The 19,464-nt window shown below is 69.4% G+C and carries 16 protein-coding genes; 3 read left to right on the top strand and 13 right to left on the bottom strand.

Annotated features, from left to right (window positions below):
• Positions 1-142: 142 nt before the first annotated feature.
• Both Ssi02_RS03220 and Ssi02_RS03215 read right to left on the bottom strand, forming a co-directional pair.
• Complete coding sequence (locus Ssi02_RS03220) at positions 143-514, bottom strand: transcriptional regulator (RefSeq protein WP_239128563.1); 372 nt, start codon at positions 512-514, stop codon at positions 143-145.
• An 80-nt stretch (positions 515-594) separates the two neighbouring features.
• Positions 595-1,227 (bottom strand): hypothetical protein, encoded by a 633-nt coding sequence (locus tag Ssi02_RS03215; protein WP_204020829.1) that lies wholly within the window; start codon positions 1,225-1,227, stop codon positions 595-597.
• 172 nt (positions 1,228-1,399) lie between these two features.
• Between Ssi02_RS03215 and Ssi02_RS03210 the strand changes: the two genes are divergently transcribed.
• Positions 1,400-2,299, top strand: a complete 900-nt coding sequence (locus Ssi02_RS03210) for an ABC transporter ATP-binding protein (protein WP_204020827.1) — start codon at positions 1,400-1,402, stop codon at positions 2,297-2,299.
• Positions 2,300-2,398: 99 nt separating this feature from the next.
• Positions 2,399-3,136: an ABC transporter permease gene (locus tag Ssi02_RS03205; RefSeq protein WP_204020825.1), complete on the top strand. Its 738-nt coding sequence runs from the start codon at positions 2,399-2,401 to the stop codon at positions 3,134-3,136.
• A gap of 61 nt (positions 3,137-3,197) precedes the next feature.
• Here Ssi02_RS03205 and Ssi02_RS03200 read toward each other — a convergent pair whose 3' ends face one another.
• On the bottom strand, positions 3,198-3,905 hold the full coding sequence (locus Ssi02_RS03200; protein WP_204020823.1) for an SDR family oxidoreductase: 708 nt from the start codon (positions 3,903-3,905) through the stop codon (positions 3,198-3,200).
• Between the two features lie 102 nt (positions 3,906-4,007).
• On the opposite strand from Ssi02_RS03200, the gene Ssi02_RS03195 reads away from it, so the two are divergent.
• The gene (locus Ssi02_RS03195; protein ID WP_204020821.1) at positions 4,008-4,880 is read left to right on the top strand and encodes a helix-turn-helix transcriptional regulator; all 873 of its coding nucleotides are present in this window, start codon (positions 4,008-4,010) and stop codon (positions 4,878-4,880) included.
• Here the strand turns inward: Ssi02_RS03195 and Ssi02_RS03190 are convergent.
• The 10 genes from Ssi02_RS03190 to Ssi02_RS03145 all read right to left on the bottom strand — a co-directional run bounded on the left by Ssi02_RS03190 (position 4,835) and on the right by Ssi02_RS03145 (position 19,398).
• Positions 4,835-5,524, bottom strand: coding sequence for an ABC transporter ATP-binding protein (locus tag Ssi02_RS03190; RefSeq protein WP_204020819.1), 690 nt, complete (start codon positions 5,522-5,524; stop codon positions 4,835-4,837). The genes Ssi02_RS03195 and Ssi02_RS03190 overlap by 46 nt on opposite strands.
• Positions 5,521-7,374 carry a dipeptide/oligopeptide/nickel ABC transporter permease/ATP-binding protein gene (locus tag Ssi02_RS03185; protein ID WP_204020817.1) on the bottom strand — a complete coding sequence of 618 codons (1,854 nt, stop codon included), beginning with the start codon at positions 7,372-7,374 and terminating at the stop codon, positions 5,521-5,523. Before Ssi02_RS03185 ends, Ssi02_RS03190 begins: the two co-directional genes overlap by 4 nt.
• Complete coding sequence (locus Ssi02_RS03180) at positions 7,374-8,306, bottom strand: ABC transporter permease (protein WP_239128562.1); 933 nt, start codon at positions 8,304-8,306, stop codon at positions 7,374-7,376. Before Ssi02_RS03180 ends, Ssi02_RS03185 begins: the two co-directional genes overlap by 1 nt.
• Positions 8,307-9,896, bottom strand: a complete 1,590-nt coding sequence (locus Ssi02_RS03175; RefSeq protein ID WP_204020815.1) for an ABC transporter substrate-binding protein — start codon at positions 9,894-9,896, stop codon at positions 8,307-8,309.
• Positions 9,897-10,047: 151 nt separating this feature from the next.
• Positions 10,048-11,643 (bottom strand): ABC transporter substrate-binding protein, encoded by a 1,596-nt coding sequence (locus tag Ssi02_RS03170; protein ID WP_204020813.1) that lies wholly within the window; start codon positions 11,641-11,643, stop codon positions 10,048-10,050.
• 241 nt (positions 11,644-11,884) lie between these two features.
• Positions 11,885-13,477 (bottom strand): ABC transporter substrate-binding protein, encoded by a 1,593-nt coding sequence (locus Ssi02_RS03165; protein WP_204020811.1) that lies wholly within the window; start codon positions 13,475-13,477, stop codon positions 11,885-11,887.
• A 205-nt stretch (positions 13,478-13,682) separates the two neighbouring features.
• The gene (locus Ssi02_RS03160; RefSeq protein WP_204020809.1) at positions 13,683-15,272 is read right to left on the bottom strand and encodes a PucR family transcriptional regulator; all 1,590 of its coding nucleotides are present in this window, start codon (positions 15,270-15,272) and stop codon (positions 13,683-13,685) included.
• 35 nt (positions 15,273-15,307) lie between these two features.
• On the bottom strand, positions 15,308-16,186 hold the full coding sequence (locus Ssi02_RS03155; RefSeq protein ID WP_239128561.1) for a serine hydrolase: 879 nt from the start codon (positions 16,184-16,186) through the stop codon (positions 15,308-15,310).
• 63 nt (positions 16,187-16,249) lie between these two features.
• On the bottom strand, positions 16,250-17,578 hold the full coding sequence (locus Ssi02_RS03150) for a serine hydrolase (protein WP_239128560.1): 1,329 nt from the start codon (positions 17,576-17,578) through the stop codon (positions 16,250-16,252).
• Positions 17,527-19,398, bottom strand: coding sequence for a S9 family peptidase (locus tag Ssi02_RS03145; protein ID WP_204020807.1), 1,872 nt, complete (start codon positions 19,396-19,398; stop codon positions 17,527-17,529). The genes Ssi02_RS03150 and Ssi02_RS03145 overlap by 52 nt, the downstream gene beginning before the upstream one ends.
• Positions 19,399-19,464: the final 66 nt, after the last annotated feature.

The raw sequence follows: 19,464 nt of genomic DNA, 5'->3' as shown, positions 1-19,464 counted from the left end.
CATCAGGGTTGCGTTACATACATGAGTTTTACCCGATCGGTCACACTTCGAGGGAGTATGGGGGGATAACGGTTTCCACCATTAAATCGCCGTATCGAGTTTTCTCCCACCCGACTTACTTTCTTTAGCCCACCCGAAATGTTTAGGAGCCTTTGTCATCCCGGTGCGCGGTGAGTTCGCCGGAGGTGGCGGAGTCGAGGAGAAGGCGCAGCGAGGCCGTGTAGTCGTCGAAGGCGAGCCGCCCGCGCGCGGTGAGGGCGACGAAGGTGACGGGGGTGCGGCCCTGATGGGTCTTGGTGACGCCGATGTAGTCGGCGTCCTCCAGCTTGCGCAGGTGCACCGAGAGGTTCCCTGCGGTCATGCCGAGGATGTCCTTGAGCGCGGGAAAGGTGATCTTGTCACCGACGGTGAGGGTCGAGAGCACCGCCATGACCCGAAGCCGGGCCTGGGCGTGGATGACCGGATCAAGCTCGGCGAGAGGCACATCTTGGGACGGCACAGGCTGGGACGACACAGCCTCCTGTGGCTGAGGCGCCTGAGCCTCAGGCTCCTGGGACCGCCGCGCCCTGGACTGCCGCGGGGATTTGTGGTTGTTCAGCAACGCTGCCGTCTCCACGCGATGAGGCCGAAGAGAATCATCCCGAGGCCGCTCGCGAGCGCGGTGACCAAGGAGTGCCATCCGGGTCCCGCCAGGATACCGAGAACGTCGGTCACGATGATCCACACGCCCAGCATGAACAGATAGCGCTCCTGGAAGACCGCCCCGCCCACGCTGTAGAGCAGGCCGACGACGGCTCCTGAGCCCGCGGCGTAGAACAACTGGACATATTCCGGGGGCATGAACGGCGTGACCTTAGCGCCCAGCACCATCAGCACAAGGAACCCCAGCGCCCACGACCAGCCGTACATCGCCCCCTGCACCCTCGACGGCCCGGCGACCGCACGGCTGCCGCGACAGCCGGTGACGGCGGTGGCGACCACGGCGGCGGCACCGAGCACTCCCAGTGTCGCCAGAGGCAGGAAGGCGGGCATCGGCACGAGCACCTGCCCGCCCGGCCCGAACCTCAAAAAGAGCAATCCATAGCCGACCAGCCAGGCCACACCCCACATGATGTAGACCAGCGCGAGGTTGGGCACGAGCCTGCGCCGGGCCTGCGCCTGCTCGCGCTCGATGAGGCGGAGCGACTCGGCGACGCTCACCGGGGCGCCGTCCTCATGACTGTCCACTGGACGCCTCACCTTCACCGATCGACCGAGTGCGGCCACCGTCACGACTCAACGCGCCAAGTTTGCCATACAAACTAGTTTGCCCACTCCTACCCGGTCAAGAAGTTGACACATTCGACAGAGTGGTTTGAAATGCAAACCAGTCACCGATGTGAACCACAAGGAGCCGACGATGTCCCCACCCCTGGCCCAGGCGATCGAGGTCACCCGCCGCTACGGCGACGTGCTCGCGCTCGACCGCGTCTCACTGGAGGTGGGCCCCGGCGAACTGGTCGGCCTGCTCGGCCCCAACGGCGCCGGGAAGAGCACGCTGATCAATCTCTTCACCGGACTGCGCAAGCCGTACTCCGGCCGGGTGATGTTGTCTGGCCTGGACCCCCGCACCCCGATGGCACGAAGGCACATCGGGGTGGCGCCGCAGGAGACGGCGCTGCCGGGGTCGCTGCGCGTGGGTGAGTGTGTGGACTTCGTGCGGGCGCACTTCCCTGATCCGCTGCCGACCGGCGAGTTGCTGGAGCGGTTCGGGCTGGCCACGCTGCGGCGCCGGCAGACGGGGGGTCTGTCGGGCGGGCAGAGACGGCGGTTGTCGGTGGCGCTGGCGTTCGTGGGGCGGCCGAAGCTGGTCTTCCTCGACGAGCCCACCACCGGGCTGGACGTGGGCGCCAGGCACGAGTTGTGGGACGCCGTCCGCGCGTTCCACGCCGAAGGCGGCACGATGCTGCTCACCAGCCACTACCTGGAGGAGGTCGAGGCGCTCGCCAAGCGTGTCGTGGTGCTCGGGCGGGGGCGGATCCTCGCCGACGACGACCTCGACGGCGTGCGCAGGATGGCGGGCCTGCGCAGGGTGAGTGTGACGATGCGGGCGGTGCCGCCGCTGCCGGGCCTGCTCAAGTCGTCCGCCGAGGGTGACCGCACTCACCTGCTCACCGCCGACGCCGACCGCCTGGTCCGCGACCTCGTGATGTCGGGGGCGGAGTTCCGCGACCTTGAGGTGCGTCAGACGTCCCTGGAGGAGGCGTTCCTGACGATCACCGGAGCCGAGTCCGGCGACCTTGTACCCGCCGCCTCGTGACCGCAAAAGGCGCGAGCAAAGAGCACCGCATGGATAACCCCACACAGGCAGCGCCGCAGAACCAGCGCCCATGAAAACCGCGACGAAGGACCACCCCCGATGTCACTAGTCCTGACCCACGCCAGGTATCAGTTCCTGGAGGTCGTCCGCGTGCCGATCGCCGTGATCGGCTCGATGCTCTTCCCCGCCCTCTCCATGATCTTCTTCGTCGTGCCCAACGCCGGCGGCGACCCGGTGGGCGCGACCTACGCGACCGCGTCGACGGTCACGTTCGCCGTGATGATGACGTGCCTGTTCCAATACGGCGCAGGCATCGCGGAAGACCGCGCCCAGCCGTTCGAGCCCTACACCCGCACCCTGCCCGCGGGCCCGTTCCCGCGTTTCGCCGGCCGCCTGCTCACCGGCCTTCTGACCACGCTCCTGAGCATGGTCCCCATCGTGGCGGTGGCCGCCACGCTGACGGAGGCGACCACGACCCCGCCGCGCCTGCTGCTGGCGGCGGGCACCCTGGTCGTGGTGTCGGTGCCCTTCACCCTGATGGGGCTGGCGATCGGCTACACCCTGCCGTCGAAGGCGGCGCTCGCGGTCGCGCAGGTCGTCTTCTTCCCGTTCGCCTTCGGCGGCGGCCTCATGTCCGCCCCCGGCCAGGCCCCCGGTTTCGTGGAGGCCGTCGCGCCCTTCCTGCCGACGAGGGGCTCGGTCGAGCTGATGTGGGCGGCGGTCGCCGGCTATCCCGTCGATCCCCTTGCGATGGCCATGCTGGCCGTCTGGATCGTGGCGACGGCGGCGCTGGCGGTGTGGGGCTACCGCCGCGACGAGGGCCGGCGCTACACCTGAGACACCCGGTGCCGGCGCCCGGGGACCGCCGGCACCGGCGGCGCCGGTCAGGAGTCCCGGTTCACCAGGGCACCTCGCCCTCGTCGCTCATGTAGGCGCCCGTCGGCCCGTCCGCGCCGAGCAGTGCGAGGCGTACGGCTACCGCCGCGCCCTGGGCCGGGGTCCGCGGCCCGGTGTGCTCGTTGAGGTCGGTGGCGCAGTAGCCGGGGTCGGCGAGGTTGACCTTGATCGGGGTGTCCCAGAGCTCCTTGGCGTAGGACACCGCGACCATGTTGAGCGCGGCCTTGGAGGAGTTGTAGCCGAGGAAGTTGAGCGCCCAGAATTCCTGACCGCGGTCGAGGCCCGCGCCGATCGAGCCGAGCCCGCTGGACACGAAGACGAGCCGCGCCGCGTCGGCCTTGCGCAGGAGCGGCATCAAGGCGTTGGTCACCCGAATCCCGCCGAAGACGTTGGTCTCGTACAGCTTCCTGACCGCGCCGAGGGGCGCCTCGCTGGGCACGAGCCCCTCCTCGCCCCAGACGGCGATGCCTGCGTTGTTAACGAGGATGTCGAGCCTGCCGTACCTCTCCGACAGCACCCCGGCCGCCGCGGCCACGGAGTCGTCGTCGGTGACGTCGATCCGCACGAAGTCCGCGCCGAGCTCGTCGGCCGCGGCCTGACCGCGTTCGGCGTCCCGCGCGCCGATGACCACGGTGACCTCCTTATCCCGCAACTGGCGGGCGATCTCGAAGCCGATTCCCTTGTTGGCACCCGTGATGAAAGCAATCATGAGCCCCACGATGACCCGGCCGGCCGCGAAGCTGGAGAGACCACCTGAGACTGGGATCAGCGGTACCACCCACGGCGTCCCTGATTGCGGCATCCTGACCACATGGACAAACAGCAGCTCGCGCACTTCCTGCGCTCGCGGCGGGCCCACGTCACGCCGAGGGAGGTGGGGCTGCCAGAGGGCGGCAGCCGCCGTACCCCGGGGTTGCGCCGCCAGGAGGTCGCGCAGCTCGCGGGCATGTCCATCGACTACTACATCCGGCTGGAGCAGGGCCGGGGGCCGACGCCGTCGCGGCAGGTGCTCAACGCGCTCGGCCGGGCGCTCATGCTGAACGCCGACGAGCGGGCGCACCTGTTCCACCTGGCCGGCCGGTCGCATCCCCTCGTGAGCCCCGCGCCCGGCGAGGTGACGCCGGAGATCCGGCTCCTGCTGAGCAACATGGCCGAGGTCCCCGCCTTCGTGGTAAACCCGATCTACGACGTGCTGGCCTGGAACACGATGGCGAGTGTGGTCATGGGCGGCCTTGAGACGCGGGCCGCGCACGACCGCAATGTCATCCGGTGGGCCTTCCGCGAACCCGACGAGCAGACCCGCGCTTGGTATCCCGAACGCGACTATCTCGGCGAACTCCTCGTGGCCGATCTGCGCGCCTCAGCCGCCCGTTTTCCCGGCAATCAGGCCATTCGTGACCTCGTCCAGGAGCTGTCCGCGTCGAGTCCGCACTTCGCCGGTCTGTGGGCGGACCACAGGATCGCCGTTAAACGCAACATGAGCAAGCATCTCTACCACCCGCTGACCGGCCCCTTCGAGGTGATCTGTCAGATCCTGTGGATCCAGGACACCGACCAGCGCATCGTGGCCTACACCGCCGAGCCGGGCTCGGCGCCGCACAGGGCGCTGCGGACCCTGTGCGACGCGATCCGCGAGGGTCAGCTCCTGAGCCTGGGCACGGCCTCAAGCAGCTCGCGCGTGTAGTCGTGCTGTGGTGAGCCGACGACCTGCTCGGCCGGCCCCACCTCCACGAGCTTGCCCTTCTGCATCACCGCCACGACGTCCGACACGTAGCGGACGACGGCGAGGTTGTGCGAGATGAACAACATCGACAACCCGAGTTCCTCGCGCAGCGAGCGGATCAGATTGAGCACCGCGCCCTGCACCGACACGTCCAGCGCCGAAGTGATCTCGTCGGCCACGAGCAGCGACGGCTTCGCGCCGAGCGCCCGCGCGATGGCGACTCGCTGGCGCTGCCCGCCGGACAGCTCACGCGGGTAGCGCCCGGCGCATATCGTCGGCAGCGTCACAAGCTCAAGCAGCCGCTCGACCTCGGCGTCGCGAGCGGCGCGCGGCAGGCGCAGCCCCTCGGCCACCGAGGCGGCGACGGTCATGCGCGGATTGAGCGAGGCGTAGGGGTCCTGGAACACCATCTGCACCCGCGTCACGTCGACCCCGGTGATCTTCCCGGAGTACGGCACGAGCCCGCACACGGCCTTGGCCACGGTCGACTTGCCCGATCCGGATTCGCCCACCAGCCCGACGATCGACCCCGGCGGCACCTCCAGGGTGACGTCGTCGACCGCGGTGAACGCCCCGAACCGCACGGTCATGCCTTCGATCTTCATGGGACGGCCACCTCGGCTTTCGAGATCACGGGGTGCCAGCAGGCCACGGCGCGGCCGTCGGCGGTCCGGTCGAGCGGCGGGCTTTCGGCGCACTTGTCGGTGGCCAGCGCGCAGCGGGCCGCGAATGCGCAGCCGGCGCCGACGTCGGCCGGGGACGGCTGGTGCCCGGGGATGCTGGCGAGCGGTTTGTCGCGGTCGGTCTCCATGTCGGGCAGGGAGGCGACGAGCGCCCGCGTGTACGGGTGCCTGGCATCCGTGGCGAGGGCGGCGACGGGCAGCTCCTCCACGACGTTCCCCGCGTACATCACCATGACCCGGTGGCACAGCTCGCTGACCACGGCGATGTCGTGCGAGATGAACAGCGCGGCGGCGCCGGTCTCGTCGGCGACCTCGCGCAGCAGCTTGAGGATCTGGCGCTGCACGGTGACGTCGAGCGCGGTGGTCGGCTCGTCGGCGATGAGCAGCCTGGGCGTGCCCATGAGGCCCATGGCGATGACGGCCCGCTGGCGCATGCCGCCGGAGAACTCGTGCGGGTGCTGCCGGGCGCGCTTCTCCGGGTCGGGGATGTGCACGTGCCCGAGGCGGTCCACCGCACGGTCCCAGGCCGCCTTGGGCCCCGCGCCCTGGTGCACGATCGACACCTCGGAGAGCTGCCCGCCGACCTTGAGCGCGGGGTTGAGCGACGCCATGGGGTCCTGGAACACCATGGCCATCGAGGTGCCCATCAGCTTGCGGCGTTTGGCCTGGCCGAGCTCGGTGAGCTCCTCGCCGCAGAGCCGCATGCGCGCGCTGGTCACGACGCCGGGGTAGGCCACGAGCCCGCCGACGGCGTTGGCCGTCATGCTCTTGCCGCTGCCCGACTCGCCCACCAGGCCGACGATCTCGCCGGGCATGAGCGTGAGGGACAGTCCGCGCACGGGGGTGACCGCGCCGGGGAAGGTGACCGTGAGGTCCTTGACGTCCAGCACGGCGCCCTCGACGGGCTGGGAGCCGGCCGCCTTGCCGGCTTTCGCCGTACGGCCTCCCTGCTTGGCGCGGGCGGGGGTGCGGGCGACGGACCTGGCGAGTGCCTCGCCGATGAGGTTGAAGCCGACACCGGCGGCCACGATGGCCACGGCGGGGCCGATGGCGACCACCGGGTCGACGTAGATGCGGGCGAACCCGTCGAACAGGAGGCGGCCCCAGTCGTAGGACGGCGGCTGCACACCGAGACCGAGGAACGACATCCCCGACATCGCGACCAGGCTGCCGCCGAGCACGGTGGTGAGGTTGAGGATGACCGGTTCTGCGATGTTCGGCATCACGTGCCGGGTGGCGATGCGCCAGCGGGGCACCCGCAGGAGGCGGGCCGCCGCGACGTAGTCGGCGTTCGCCACCGAGGCGGCCAGGGTCTGGGTGAGGCGGGCGATGGAGGGGGCGAAGGCGACGCCGATGCCGAGGACCGCTCCCCTGGCGCCGAGGCCGGCGACGACCGCGGTGAACATCGCCAGCAGCAGCGAGGGGAAGGCCACCAGCGCGTTGACGGCGGAGGTCACGAACCGCCCGAGGCGCCGCGGCAGCACGACGGGCAGGAGGCCGAGCACCATGCCGGCCACCGTGCCGATCGCGGTGGCGAGGAAGGCCAGAGTGACGGTGAACTGCCCGGCGGCCAGCACTCTGGCCATGATGTCGCGGCCGAGGTGGTCGGTGCCGAGCCAGTGCTCGGCCGAGGCGCCTTGCAGGGCGGCGCCGGCGTTGACGGCTTCGGCCTCGTCGCCCCAGATCACCGGGCCGATGATCGCGATCACGAGTGTGAGCGTGACGAGGACAAGCCCGATCACCCCGGTCGCGGTGCGCAGGAGCTGGCGCATCAGGACTCCTTGATCATCGACTTGGGATCCAGCTTGGCCAGAATGAGGTCCACCACGAGGTTCACCACCAGCACGATCGCGCCGTAGACGAGGATGATCGCCTGGGCGACCGGATAGTCCTTCTGCGTGATCGACTCGACCATCCGCATGCCGAGCCCCGGCCAGGCGAAGACATATTCGACGAGCACGCTGCCCGCGATGAGCCCGCCGAGCAGCAGGCCGCCGATGGTGAGGGTGGCGGTCAGGGTGTTCGGCAGCAGGTGGCGGAAGTAGAGCCGGAACTCCGGTAGCCGCTTCGCGCGGGCCAGGCGGATGTAGTCGGTGCCGAGCTCTCTGAGCGTCTCCACCCGCGCGAGCCGGGCGACCATCGCGATCGGCCCGATCGACAGAGCGAGGATGGGCAGCACATAGGAGGCGACGCCTTCGCGTCCCGCCGGGGGGAACCACTGGAGGCCGATGGCGAAGACGACCACGAGCGCGATCGAGTAGAGGAACTCCGGCACCGCGACGGCGGCGCCGGTGGTCGAGGTGAAGCCGATCTCGGTGCCCCGGTTGCGGCCGTTCTCGGTGCGGATGCCGGCCCACATGCCGAGGGGGATCGCGACGAGCAGGGTGACCAGGGTGGCGAGCACGCCGAGGGCGAGGGTGTTCGGCAGGCGGTCGACGATGATCTGCCCGACGGGTTCCCTGCTCATGAAGGAGGTGCCGAACTCCCCGCTGAAGATCTGCTGGATGTAGGCGAGGAGTTGCTCGTGCAACGGGTTGTTGAGGCCCAGTTCCTCACGGCGCTGGGCGACCAGCTCCGGCGGTGCGTTCATGCCCAGGGCGACCCTGATGGGGTCGCCGGGGATGAGGTGGATCATCGCGAAGGACGCCACCACGAGCACCGCCAGCGACACCATGAAGCGAATCAGGCGGCGCAGTGCGAACACTTAGCTTCCCTTCGTCATGCGGATGGTCGTCGGCAGGATCATGTAGCCGAGGTTGCCCGCGGTCGCGTTCTTGCCGGCCACGAGCATGGTGTTCTCCACCACGGGGAGCACGTCGAGGTTCTTGACCAGTGCCGACTCGGCCTTGTTCCACAACTCGCACGCGGGCTCGCCGGTGAGTTTCATGGCGTCCTCGCTGAGCCGGACGTATTCCTTGTTGTCGACGCCGCCGAAGTTCGACCCCTTCGGCGCGGCGGGGCCGGAGTAGAAGCCCATGAGCTGGGAGGGGAGCGGCACACCGACCGAGACCCACGCGACGTCCCAGTCGCCGCCGCTGCCCATGGTCTCGTTCATCTTGCCGACGGTGGCGGAGGCGAGCTTGACCTCGACCCCGGCCTTCTTCCACTCTCCGGCGATGTATTCCGCCGCGGCCTGCGCGCCCGGTCCCATTGAGGGGGTGTAGAGGTAGGTCAAGGTCAGCTTCTGGCCGTCCTTGACCCTGATCCCGTCGGGTCCCGGCTGCCAGCCGGCCTCGGTGAGCGCCGCGCCCGCCGCCGCCGCATCGAAGGCGGGGCGGTTGCCCGCGACGGTGTCGCCGGTGCACGGGCCCGGCTTCATGACGAGGCTCGTCGGCGGGCGGCCCTTGCCGCTGGAGGCGACCTTGGCGAGTTCGTCGAGGTTCAGCGCCTGGGCGACGGCCCTGCGCACGGCGAGGCCGGCGAAGGGCCTGCCCTTCGCCTGGTTGAAGAGCAGGTCGGAGTTGCCGAACGGGATGTCGCGCTTGGTGATCGCGGGCGACGCCTCCAGCCGTGCCCGGTCGGTGCCGCCGAACATGCCCAGCGTGAGTCCGCCGGACATCAGGAGGTTCGCCGCGGTCTGCTCGTTGGGCACCACCTTCACCACGACCTTGGCGGGCATGCCCGCCTCGTTGTTGGTCACGCCGCCGGGCCCCCACGTGTAGCCCTCGCGCTTCGTGTAGGTGTACGAGTCGCCGGCCATCATGTCGGAGAGGACGTAGGGCCCGGTTCCCGAGGTCTGCCGGGCCAGGATGGAGCGGTCTTTCAGCCCCTGGCCGCAGGCGATGAAGACGTTGGCCGTGGTTTCCAGGATGAAGCTGAACGGCTGAGGCGTGCTCAGCGTCACCGTGCCGGCGGCGTCGTCCGCCTTGGCCTTCATCTCGGGGGGCACCAGGATCCCCACGAGGGGGGACTTCGTGGCCGGGTCGAGGAGGTGGGTGTAGTTCGCGGCAACGTCCGATGGCGTGACCTTTGTCCCGTCGGAGCAGGTGATGTCCTTGCGGAGGGTAAAGGTCACCTCCGTGGGTTTGACGTCCCACTTCTCGGCCAGCCCGGAGACGATCTTGCCGTCCGCGTTCCTGTTGACCAGGTAGTCGTAGGCCACGCTCAGCGCGGCGTTGGTGATGCCGCTGATAGCCATGGCGGGGTCCAGGGCGCCGGGGTCGCCGGCGATGCCGTACGTGAAGGTGGCGTTCTCGGCGGGCGCGCCACCTGTGCCGCCGCCGGTCGAGGACCCGCAGGCTGTGGCCAGCAGCCCCAGGACCCCGACTGCGGCGATGGCTCCGGATTTGTTCATGGTGAGGTGGCTCCGTGTTGCGAGGTGGTGTGTACAGGTTCCCCGCCCACACCTGGAGGGTCTTCGTTCCCGCGGACAAAAGACGGGTCGCAGGTGGTGCCGTTGTTCGAAGACGGCACCCTGCGGCGGCTCCGGGGACGAGACCGGCGGTCTACTTCTTGGTCATCCGGATGGAGTGGGACATGACCAGGGTGCCGAACAGGTCGGCGGTCGCGTCCTTGGAGGCGACGAGCATGGTCAGCTCCACGACCGGGGTGACGTCGGCGTTCTTGATCAGGGCGGCCTCGGCCTTGTTCCACAGCTCGCAGGCGGGCGCCCCGGTCAGCTTCATGGCCTGGTTCGTGAGGTCGGTGTACTCCTTGTTGTCGACCTTGCTGAAGTTGGCGCCCTTGGGGGCGGAGGGGCCGGAGTAGAAGCCCACGAGCTGCGAGGGCAGCGCCACGCCGATCGTGTTCCACACCACGTCCCAGGTGCCGGTGCGGTCGAGGGTGTCCCAGAGCTTGGCGGCGGTGAGCCCGTTGAGCTTGGTCTCGACGCCCACCTTCTTCCAGGCGTCGGCGACATATTCCGCCGCCGCCTGCGCGCCCGGGCCGAGCGAGTTGGTGTAGATGAAGTCCAAGGTCAGCCGCTTGCCGTCCTTGACCCTGATCCCGTCGGGGCCGGGCTTCCAGCCCGCGGCGGTGAGGGCCGCGTCCGCTGCCGCCGCGTCGAAGGCCGGGCGGTTGCCCGCGACGTTGTCCCCGGCGCAGGGGGTCGGCTGCATCGGCATCACCTTGGCGGGCTGACCGGTCTTGCTGGAGGAGACCTGGGCGAGTTCGTCGAGGTTCAGCCCTTGCAGGAGGGCCTTGCGCACCGCGGGGTCGGCGCCCACGCGTCCCTTGGCCTGGTGGAAGATCACGTCGGCGTTGACGAAGGGGATCACGCGCTTGCTGATGCTCGGGTGCGCCTCCAGCCGTGCCCGGTCGGTCCCGCTGAACATCCCCAGGTTGAGCTGGCCGGAGAGCAGCATGTTGGCCGCCGTCTGCTCGTTGGTCACCACTCTCGCCACGATTTTGGCGGGCTGGCCGGGCTCGCTGTTGGTCGCGCCGCCCGGACCCCAGGTGTAGCCCTCGCGCCGGGTGAAGTTGTAGGTGTCCCCCGCCACCATGTCCGACAGCACGTAGGGGCCGGTGCCGGAGGTCTGCTTGGCCAGAATGGAACGGTCCTTCATACCCTTGCCGCACACGATGAAGACGTCGCGGGCGTTCTCCAGGATGAAGCTGTACGCCTTGGGCATGCTCAACGTCACCGTGCCGGCGGCGTCGTCCCCCTCGGCCTTCATGTCGGGCGGCACCAGCACCCCCCGGAGCGGCGACTTGGAGGCCGGGTCGGTGATCTGGGTGAAGTTCGCCGCGACCTCCGACGCCGTGAGCGGCGACCCGTCGGAACAGGTGATGCCCTTGCGCAGGGTGAAGGTCACCTCGGTGGGCTTGACGTCCCACTTCTCCGCCAGGTTGGAGACGGTCTTGCCGTCGGGGGTGATGCTCACCAGCGTGTCGTAGGCGACGTTGACGGTGGCCCGGGTGGCGCCGTCGACCGCCATCGCGGGGTCGAGAGAGCCCGGGTCCGCCGAGATGGCGAAGGTGAAGGTGGCGTTCTCCGCGGGCGCTCCGCCGGGCTTGCCGCCCGAGGCGGAGGGGGAGGATCCGCAGGCGGCGGCGAGCATTCCGAGGACGCCGAGGGTGGCGACCGCTCCGGTCTTGTTCATATCAGGTGGCTCCATAGGGGGCGGGAGAGGTGGTGTATAGCCTCCTTGGCGACACCAAATGCGGTCTTCATCCCGTCGGACAAAATATGTTTCGCCACTGGTGCCGTTGCTCGAAGATCTTCCGCCAGGCAGGCGAGAACCCGAACACCGGACCCGGCGCTACGAAAAGGTGCTTCACCATACGCGAAAGGCGGGTCACCCGGAAAACACCGGGTGACCCGCCTTTCTGGACGGACGGCTCTCAGCTGGAGCCGGTCATACGAATCGAGGTGGGGACGATCTGGTCGCCGAAGAACTTGTTCGTGGCGCCCTTGTTGGCGAACAGAACGGTGTTCTCGACTACCGGAATCAGGTCGAAGTTGGTGAACAGCGCCCGCTCGGCCTCGGCCCAGAGCTTGCACCCCTCGGGACCGGGCGTCTTCAGGGCCTCGGTGGCCTTCTCGACATAGGTCTTGTTGTCGAGGTGACCGAAGTTCGCCCCCTTCGGCGCGGAGGGGCCGGAGAAGAAGCCCATCAGCTGCGAGGGGTTCGTGACGCCGATGGGCAACCAGATCACGTCCCAGTCACCGCTGCTGTTCAGGACCTCGGCCAGCTTGGTGTCGATGATCCCGTTGAGTTTGACCTCGACGCCCGCCTTCTTCCACACTCCCGCGAGATATTCGGCGCCGGCCACGATGCCCGCGCCCCGGGTGGTGCCGTAGACATAGCGGATGGTGAGCCGTTTGCCGTTCTTCACCCGGATGCCGTCCGCACCGGTCTTCCAGCCCGCCGCGTCCAGGGCGGCCGCTGCGGCGGCGGGGTCGAAGGCCGGCAGTGCGCCCGTGACGCTGTCGTCGGTGCAGGGTTCCATGCCTTCGATGCCGAGTCCGTTGACGGGCCTGCCCTTGCCACCGGTGGCGATCTTGCCGAGTTCCTGCAGGTCCACCGCCTGGGTGAGCGCCTTGCGCACCTCCAGCTCGCTGCCGGGCAGCCCGTCCTTCTGGTTGTAGAAGAACTGTCCGTTGCCCGCGCCTCCCACAGACCTCGTCAGACCGGGGGCGGCCTCCAGCCGCGGGCGGTCCTCACCGAACACCTTCACACTGTTGACCTCGCCGGAAATGAGGAGGTTGGCGGCGGTCTGCTCGTTGGGCACGACCTTCAACACGACCTTGCCCGGCTGGCCCGGCTCCGAGTTGCCCTTGCCACCCGGCCCCCACGTGTAGCCCTCACGTTTGGTGAAGGTGTAGTTGTCACCCGAAACCGAGGAGGCCAGCGTGTAGGGACCGCTGCCCGACGTCCCCTTGGCCAGCAGGGAACGGTCCTCCAGCCCCTTGCCGCAGACGATGTAGATCCCCGACGCGGCGTCCAGGAGGAAGCTGTACGGCTTGGGCGTGCTGATCGTCACCGTATTCGCGGCGTCGTCCGCCTTGGCGACGATCCCGGCGGGCACGAGGACACCGTAGATCGGTGACTTGGTGGCGGGATCGGCGATGTGGGTGAAGTTCTGCGCGATCTGCGACGGCGTGACCTTGGAGCCGTCTGAACACGTCACGTCCTTGCGGATCGTGAAGGTCACCGAGTCGGGCTTAACGTCCCACTTCTCGGCCAGCCCGGAGACGACCTTGCCGTCTTCGTTGTGCACCAGCGAGTCATAGGCGAACTTCAACGCGAAGTTGGTGATCGACAGGACACCCGTCGCCGGGTCCAGAAGCCCGGGGTCGGCGCCGATCGCGGCGGTGAAAGTGGCGTTCTCCGCGGAGGCGACGTTACCGCCGCCCCCGGATTCCCCTCCGCCACCGCAGGCGGCGGCGAGAAGACCGAGTGCGCCGAGAGCGGCTAACGCTGTGCTTCGCATGGGGACTCCAGACGGGAAAGGAGAGGGGGTGGTGTCCCACACCCTTCCCTCCGGCACCGATGAAGGTCTTCGTTCATGTCGACGAAAAGAGAAGCACGCCTCGTGCCGCCGTTCGAAGACCACTGAAGAACACGGCTGTCACGACGTGATTATGCGGAGGAGGCGGTCTTTCACGGCCTTGGCGGCGAATTCGAAGCTCGATCCTCTAATTCCGGTGCTCGAAAATCCGCATCTGCAACGTCACGGCCAGCCTGGCGTCGGGGTCGGCGAGGTCGAGCCCCCCGATCTCGGTCAGCCGGCGCAGCCGGTAGCGGAACGTGTTCGGGTGCACATGCACCGCCGCCGAGGCCGCGTTGACGTCCCCGAAGGCGTCCAGATAGGCCTTGAGCGTGGCCACAAGCCCGGTGCCGTGCTCGGCGTCGTGCCGCAGCAGCCGCTGGTAGGGCCCGGTCGGGCTCTGCTCCTCGGCCGTGACGAGGTCGCCGAGCTGGAGCAGCAGCGACTCGAAGTGCACGGCCGTATAACCCGCCACCTGCCCGGTCTCCCCCCGTGACCGCAGCACACGCAGCGCGCGGTCGGCGTCGGTGCGCGATCTCGACACCTCGGCGAGGTTGGCCGCGAGCCGCCCCACGCCGATGTTGCCGGAGTGCCGCGGCCCGACCCGGGTGAGGAAACTCTGCGCGACCCGCACGGCCCGCGTCTCCTCTTCCCCGCTCGCGTGCAGCGGGAGTATGGCATAAGCCACCGACCCGACCAGCGCCGCCGCGGCCTTGGGATGGATCGCTCCAACGTGAAGCGCGAGCGCGTCGCAGAACCGCTGCCGGTCACCCTCCCGGTGGGCCGCGTCACTCGCGGTGTCCTCGCTGAGCTGGGCGGCGAGCACGCAGAGGCGTTCGCTGGCGACCCCGAGCCGGCCCGCGGCCTCGGCCGCCTCCTTGCCGCCCGCGAGGACCGTGGACAGCAGGTCCGCCTTGAGCCGGCGCTGGGTGTCGGCGCCCGCGCGCTGCCGCAGCAACTGGAGCGCCACGATCTTCGCCGCGTCGATCAGCGCGACCCGGCGCTGATCGGAGAGGGGCTCGCGGACCGCCGCCCAGATGGAGCCGAGGATCTCGTCGCCCGACCGCACCGCGATCGCCACCCGGGGCAGCACGTCGATCCCCGGTGAGATCAGGATCGGCTCGCGGCTCTGGTAGAGCTGACGGAAGTAGCCGCCCTCCTCAAGCATGCGCCGGTATTTCTCCGGCACCTGCCGCCCGAGCACGGTCTCGACCCGGCTCGGGTCGGCCTCGTCCTGCCGCCCGGAGAAGGCGAGCACCCGCGAGGAGCGGTCCTCGATCGTGATCGGCGCGTCGAGCAGCGCGCAGACCGCGTTGGCCAGCGCGAACAGGTCGTCCGGCGTGCTCTCGCCCGGGTCGCTGATCGCCCCCTCGGCCAGCAGCGACCGCATCAGAGCCGCCACCTGCGCCCAGGAGGCGGCACGGGTGAGCCCGAGCAGCGCGACGCCGGTCTCAAGGACCTTGGCCCGCACCCGTTCGTCCACGTCGACGGGTTGTTTGACGACGACGCCCGCCACGGTCTTCGCCTCGTCGAGCAGGGCGCAGATGCGCTCGGCCCCCTCGACTCCGACGGCGAGCACCAGCCCGCCCTCGGGGAAGAACACCTCGTCGAGCGGGTCGTAGATGTGCACCCCGGTGACCTCGGCGTCGAGCTCGCCCGGGGACGCGGCTACGTCCAGCAGCGTGCTGCCCAGGTCATCGAGGATTCGACGCAGGCTGGCACGCGGACGATTCGTCATCTCCTCACGATAGTGGGAGTAGACGACATTTGACTTCAGGGCTGTCCTCCGGCACGAAGATGGTCGACAGCGATCTTCGCCGCCGCGCCGATCGACGCGTCGGCCTTCGGCAACCGCAGGCCGAGCCCGCGGGGCCGCACGAACACCGCCGCGGCATAACGCTTCCCGTCAGGGAAGGTGAGGACTCCGGCCTCGTTGCGGACCCCCATGAGGGTGCCGGTCTTGGCGCCGATGCGCACCTCGTCGCCGAAGCCCGAGGACAACCGGTGCGGCCAGACCTGGTTGCCCATGATCCTGCGTACCTCCGCGCACGCCCCGGCGGGACCGGCCTCGTCGCGCCAGATCGCCGACAGCAGGGTGGTGATCTCGCGCGGGGTGCTCGCCGTGGTCTTCGCGGGGTCGAGCACCGACAGCGCCCTGATCCGCTCCTCGCCCATGTCCCCCATCTCCTCCCAGGAGGAGATGCCGAGGTCGGTGAGCACGGTGGCGAGCAGCGTCCGGCAGTCGCCGATGATGCGGGTCTGCTTGAGCCCCAGCTCGGCGAGGGTGGCGCGCACGTTCTCCAGGCCGACCTTGTGCATCAGCAGGTCGGTCGCCGCGTTGTCGCTCTGGGTGATCATGAAGTGGGCGGCGTCGCGCACGCTCAGCGTCACATCGTCCAGACAGCCCGACGTGCCGATGCCGCCGTCCTTGTAGTCCTCGGTCACGCTGACCTGTTCGCCGGGATCGAGCGTGCCCGCCGCGACCTGCCGCGCGTATTCCACCAGAACCGGCACTTTGAAGACCGACGCCAGCACGACCGGCGCGTCGGGCGCAAGCCCCGCCTCGGCCGTCCCGTCGACCTCACGCACGTGGACAAACCCCTCGGCGTCCGCCTCGGCGAAGACGTCCGCGATCCGCTGCTCGACGCTCACAACACTCCTTAGAACCAGGGGGTACGGCGGGGGCCCGGCGCGACGGGGCCCCCGCCGTGGATCTCATGCCACCTTGGGCGTCGCACGCACTCCGAAGTGGACATACGGCGTGCCGTCGGCGATCTCGTAGAAGACCAGCGACGCCCAGGAGGGGTCGTCGCGGAACTTCCCGACGAAGGTCCGCTCGTCCACCGGGATCAGCGTGGCCTCCATGGGCTCGCTCACGGCGGCGAGCGCACCGGTGGCCTCATATTTCACCCGGAACTCGTTGTTCTCATTGGTGAAGGTGATGCGACCGCCGACCCGCTCGTAGACCCCGACGTAACGCTCCACGTCCACGGTCACCGGCTCCGCCGGCGGCCCGAGCACGGGAGGTACGGCGATGCCGAGGAGTTCGGCGAACAGCTCGGTGGCCACCGCGTGCTCGATCGAGCCGCTCTGGCCGCCGTTGACCAGCAGGCAGGCGACCGTGCCCGAGCCGGGCAGCACCCACAGCATCGCGGACTGGCCGATGGTGTTGCCGCCGTGCGAGACGACCTTGTGGCCGTCCCACTCCGAGAGGATCCAGCCGACGCCCCAGTGGCCGCCGAGAGTGTGCGGGTTCGGGATCGCGACCTGCGGCTCCCACATGGCCTCGGGCCGCTTCAGCAGCCTGCCGGACAGGTGCGCGCGGCCGAACTCGACCACGTCGCGGGCCCGGGCGCAGATCAGACCGGCCGGGCCGACCGATCGCGGCAACATCCACACCGGCGCGGGCTTGCCGTCCTCATGGCCCATCGCCGCGCGGAAACGCAGCACGTCCTCGGGCAGCGTGTAAGTGTGGGTCAGCCCCAGCGGCTCGATGATCTGCTCGCGCAGCGCGGCGTCCCACACCTTGCCGGTGAGCCGCTCGATCACGCGGCCCGCGATGACGAAGCCGGAGTTGCAGTACGACTGGGTCACACCGATGGGGTGGTTCTGCCTGAGGTCTGCGCAGAGCGCCACATACTTCTCGACGCAGTCGTCGCCGCGGCCGGGCTCGTCGGTGAACAGGTCGCCGTCGATGCCCGAGGTGTGCGACAGCAGGTGCCGGATGGTGACCTGCTTGGCGATCTCCGGATCGGGCAGCGTGAACTCCGGCAGCACCTCGATCACCGGGGTGTCCAGGGTGAGCCTGCCCTCTTCGACCAGCAGCATGATCTGCGTCGCGGTCCACACCTTGGTGATGGAACCGATCTGGAACAACGAATCGGGCGTCGCCTCGACCCCGGTGGCCGTGTTGAGCACCCCCGCCGCGAACTCATGCACCTCCCCGTCGTGCAGGAAGGCGAGCGTCGCGCCGGGAACCTCGTATTCGGCGATCAGCTCTGCGAGTCGGGTACCCCAGCGCCCGGGATCCACTGCTCCAGCCACGAAACGATCCTTTCGTTGTAGTCACGACGGTGTGACGGACGGCCATTGACGATGAAGAGGTGGGACCCACCCGGGTAACGCACCAGGCGAACCGGCACCTTGCGCTCACGGAGCGCCGCGAACCACTGCTCGGCCTGCCCCATTGGGCAGCGGTCGTCGTCCTGGCCGTGGAGGATGAGCGTCGGCGTGGTGACCTGCTCGACGAAGGTCATCGGCGACTGGGCGGCCAGGTCGGCGCCGCACTCGTGGTTCTTGAGATGCAGCCCCGCGTCGGAGGTGCCCGACATGCTCACCAGGTCGGTGACGACACCACCGGGGATCGCCGCCGCGAAGCGGTCGGTCTTGGTGGTGAGCCAGCACGTCATGTAGCCGCCGTAACTGTAGCCGGTCACCGCGAGCCGCGCCGGATCGGCGACCCCCTCCGCGACCAGCACGTCCAGCGGGGTGAGGAAGTCGCCTGTGTCGGCGATGCCCCACGCTCCGACTGCGGCGGTGTAGAAGGCTTCGCCGTACCCGTCGCTGGCGCGGGGGTTCACGGTGAGTACGGTCCAGCCCTGCGCGGCCAGCACCTGGTGGTAGAGGTGCACCCCGTCGAACACCGGCGCCCAGGCGTTGTGCGGGCCGCCGTGGATGTCGAGCAGCAGCGGCGCCGGGCCGGGCTCGCGGTCCGGGTCGGCCAGGATGAAGGCCTCCACCGGCGTGCCGTCCGGGGCGGTGAACACGCGGGTCTCGGGCTTGAACAGCTCCACGTCCGCCAGGGCGTGGTCCGTGAGCTGCGTCGTCTCGGTGAGGTCGGTGACGAACAGCTCGCCCGCCGACCGGGGGCTGCCCGCCACGTAGGCGATGCGGCCGGCGGCCACGCTCATGCCGCTGACGACCAGGTCGTCACCGATGATCTTCTCGCCGGGGGCGCGGTAGGCGTGGGTGAAGCCGCGGTCCCGGGCGCAGAAGACGACCTCGTCCCCGAGGAGCTGCGGCGCCGCCCCCGGGTAGGCCGCCGAGCCGACCATGATGTTCCGGTCCAGCCCCTCGGCGAGCTCGGTCAGGTCCGACCCGTCGATCTCGTAGAGGCGCTGGTGGCCGTCGGGCCCGCCCTGCCAGCCGACGGCCAGCAGGCGCTCGCCGTGCCACCACACGCCTGTGCAGATGAAGTCCGGCTCGGTCAGCACCTTGGGCTCGCCGCCCGCGGCCTCCACGGTGTAGACGTGGCTGCCCGCCACGAGATCGCGCTCGGAGTCCATGTTCGACACGAACGCCAGCCGGGATCCGTCGGGCGACCAGGCCGGGCTGCCCGCGTGGAAGTCACCCGAGGTGACCTGCGTGGCCGCGCCGCTCGCGACGTCGACCGTGACGAGGTGCATGCGCAGCCCGCGCAGCAGGCCCGAGCCGTCCGCCTTGTGATCGAGCCGGTCGTCGGCGACCGGCGCATTGGGGTCCGGCTCGCCGTGCGGCCCGGCGTAGACGATCGCGGTGCCGTCGGGAGACCAGACCGGCGCCCCCGCCCCCAGCTTCGCCTCCGTGAGCCGCCGCGCCTCACCGCCGTCCATCGGCAGCAGCCAGATCTGCGGCGCCCCGTCCGCGGCGCGGAGAAAGGCCAGCGTACGGCCGTCGGGCGACCACTGCGGAGAGGAGTCACGCGGCCCCCCGGTCAGCCGCCGCGGCGCGGTTCCCGGCGCGGCGAGCCAGATCTCGGAGGTGTTCTCGTCCTTGTCGCGGTTCGCGCGAGTGACGGTGTAGGCGACCTTGGTCCCATCGGGGTGGAGTTGGGGGTCGCCGGGGAATTCGAGACGATACAGATCGTCGATCGTGACGCGAGCCATGCCCCCGACCGTAAACACCCCACTCGGCCCGTGCTTCGGCCGCGCGGACGAACACTGTGCGGGTTC

The organism is Sinosporangium siamense (assembly GCF_016863435.1).
In the GTDB taxonomy this organism is placed as follows: Bacteria; Actinomycetota; Actinomycetes; order Streptosporangiales; family Streptosporangiaceae; genus Sinosporangium; species Sinosporangium siamense.
Note: the sequence above shows the minus strand (reverse complement) of the source record. Positions and strands in the feature narration are given on the sequence as shown.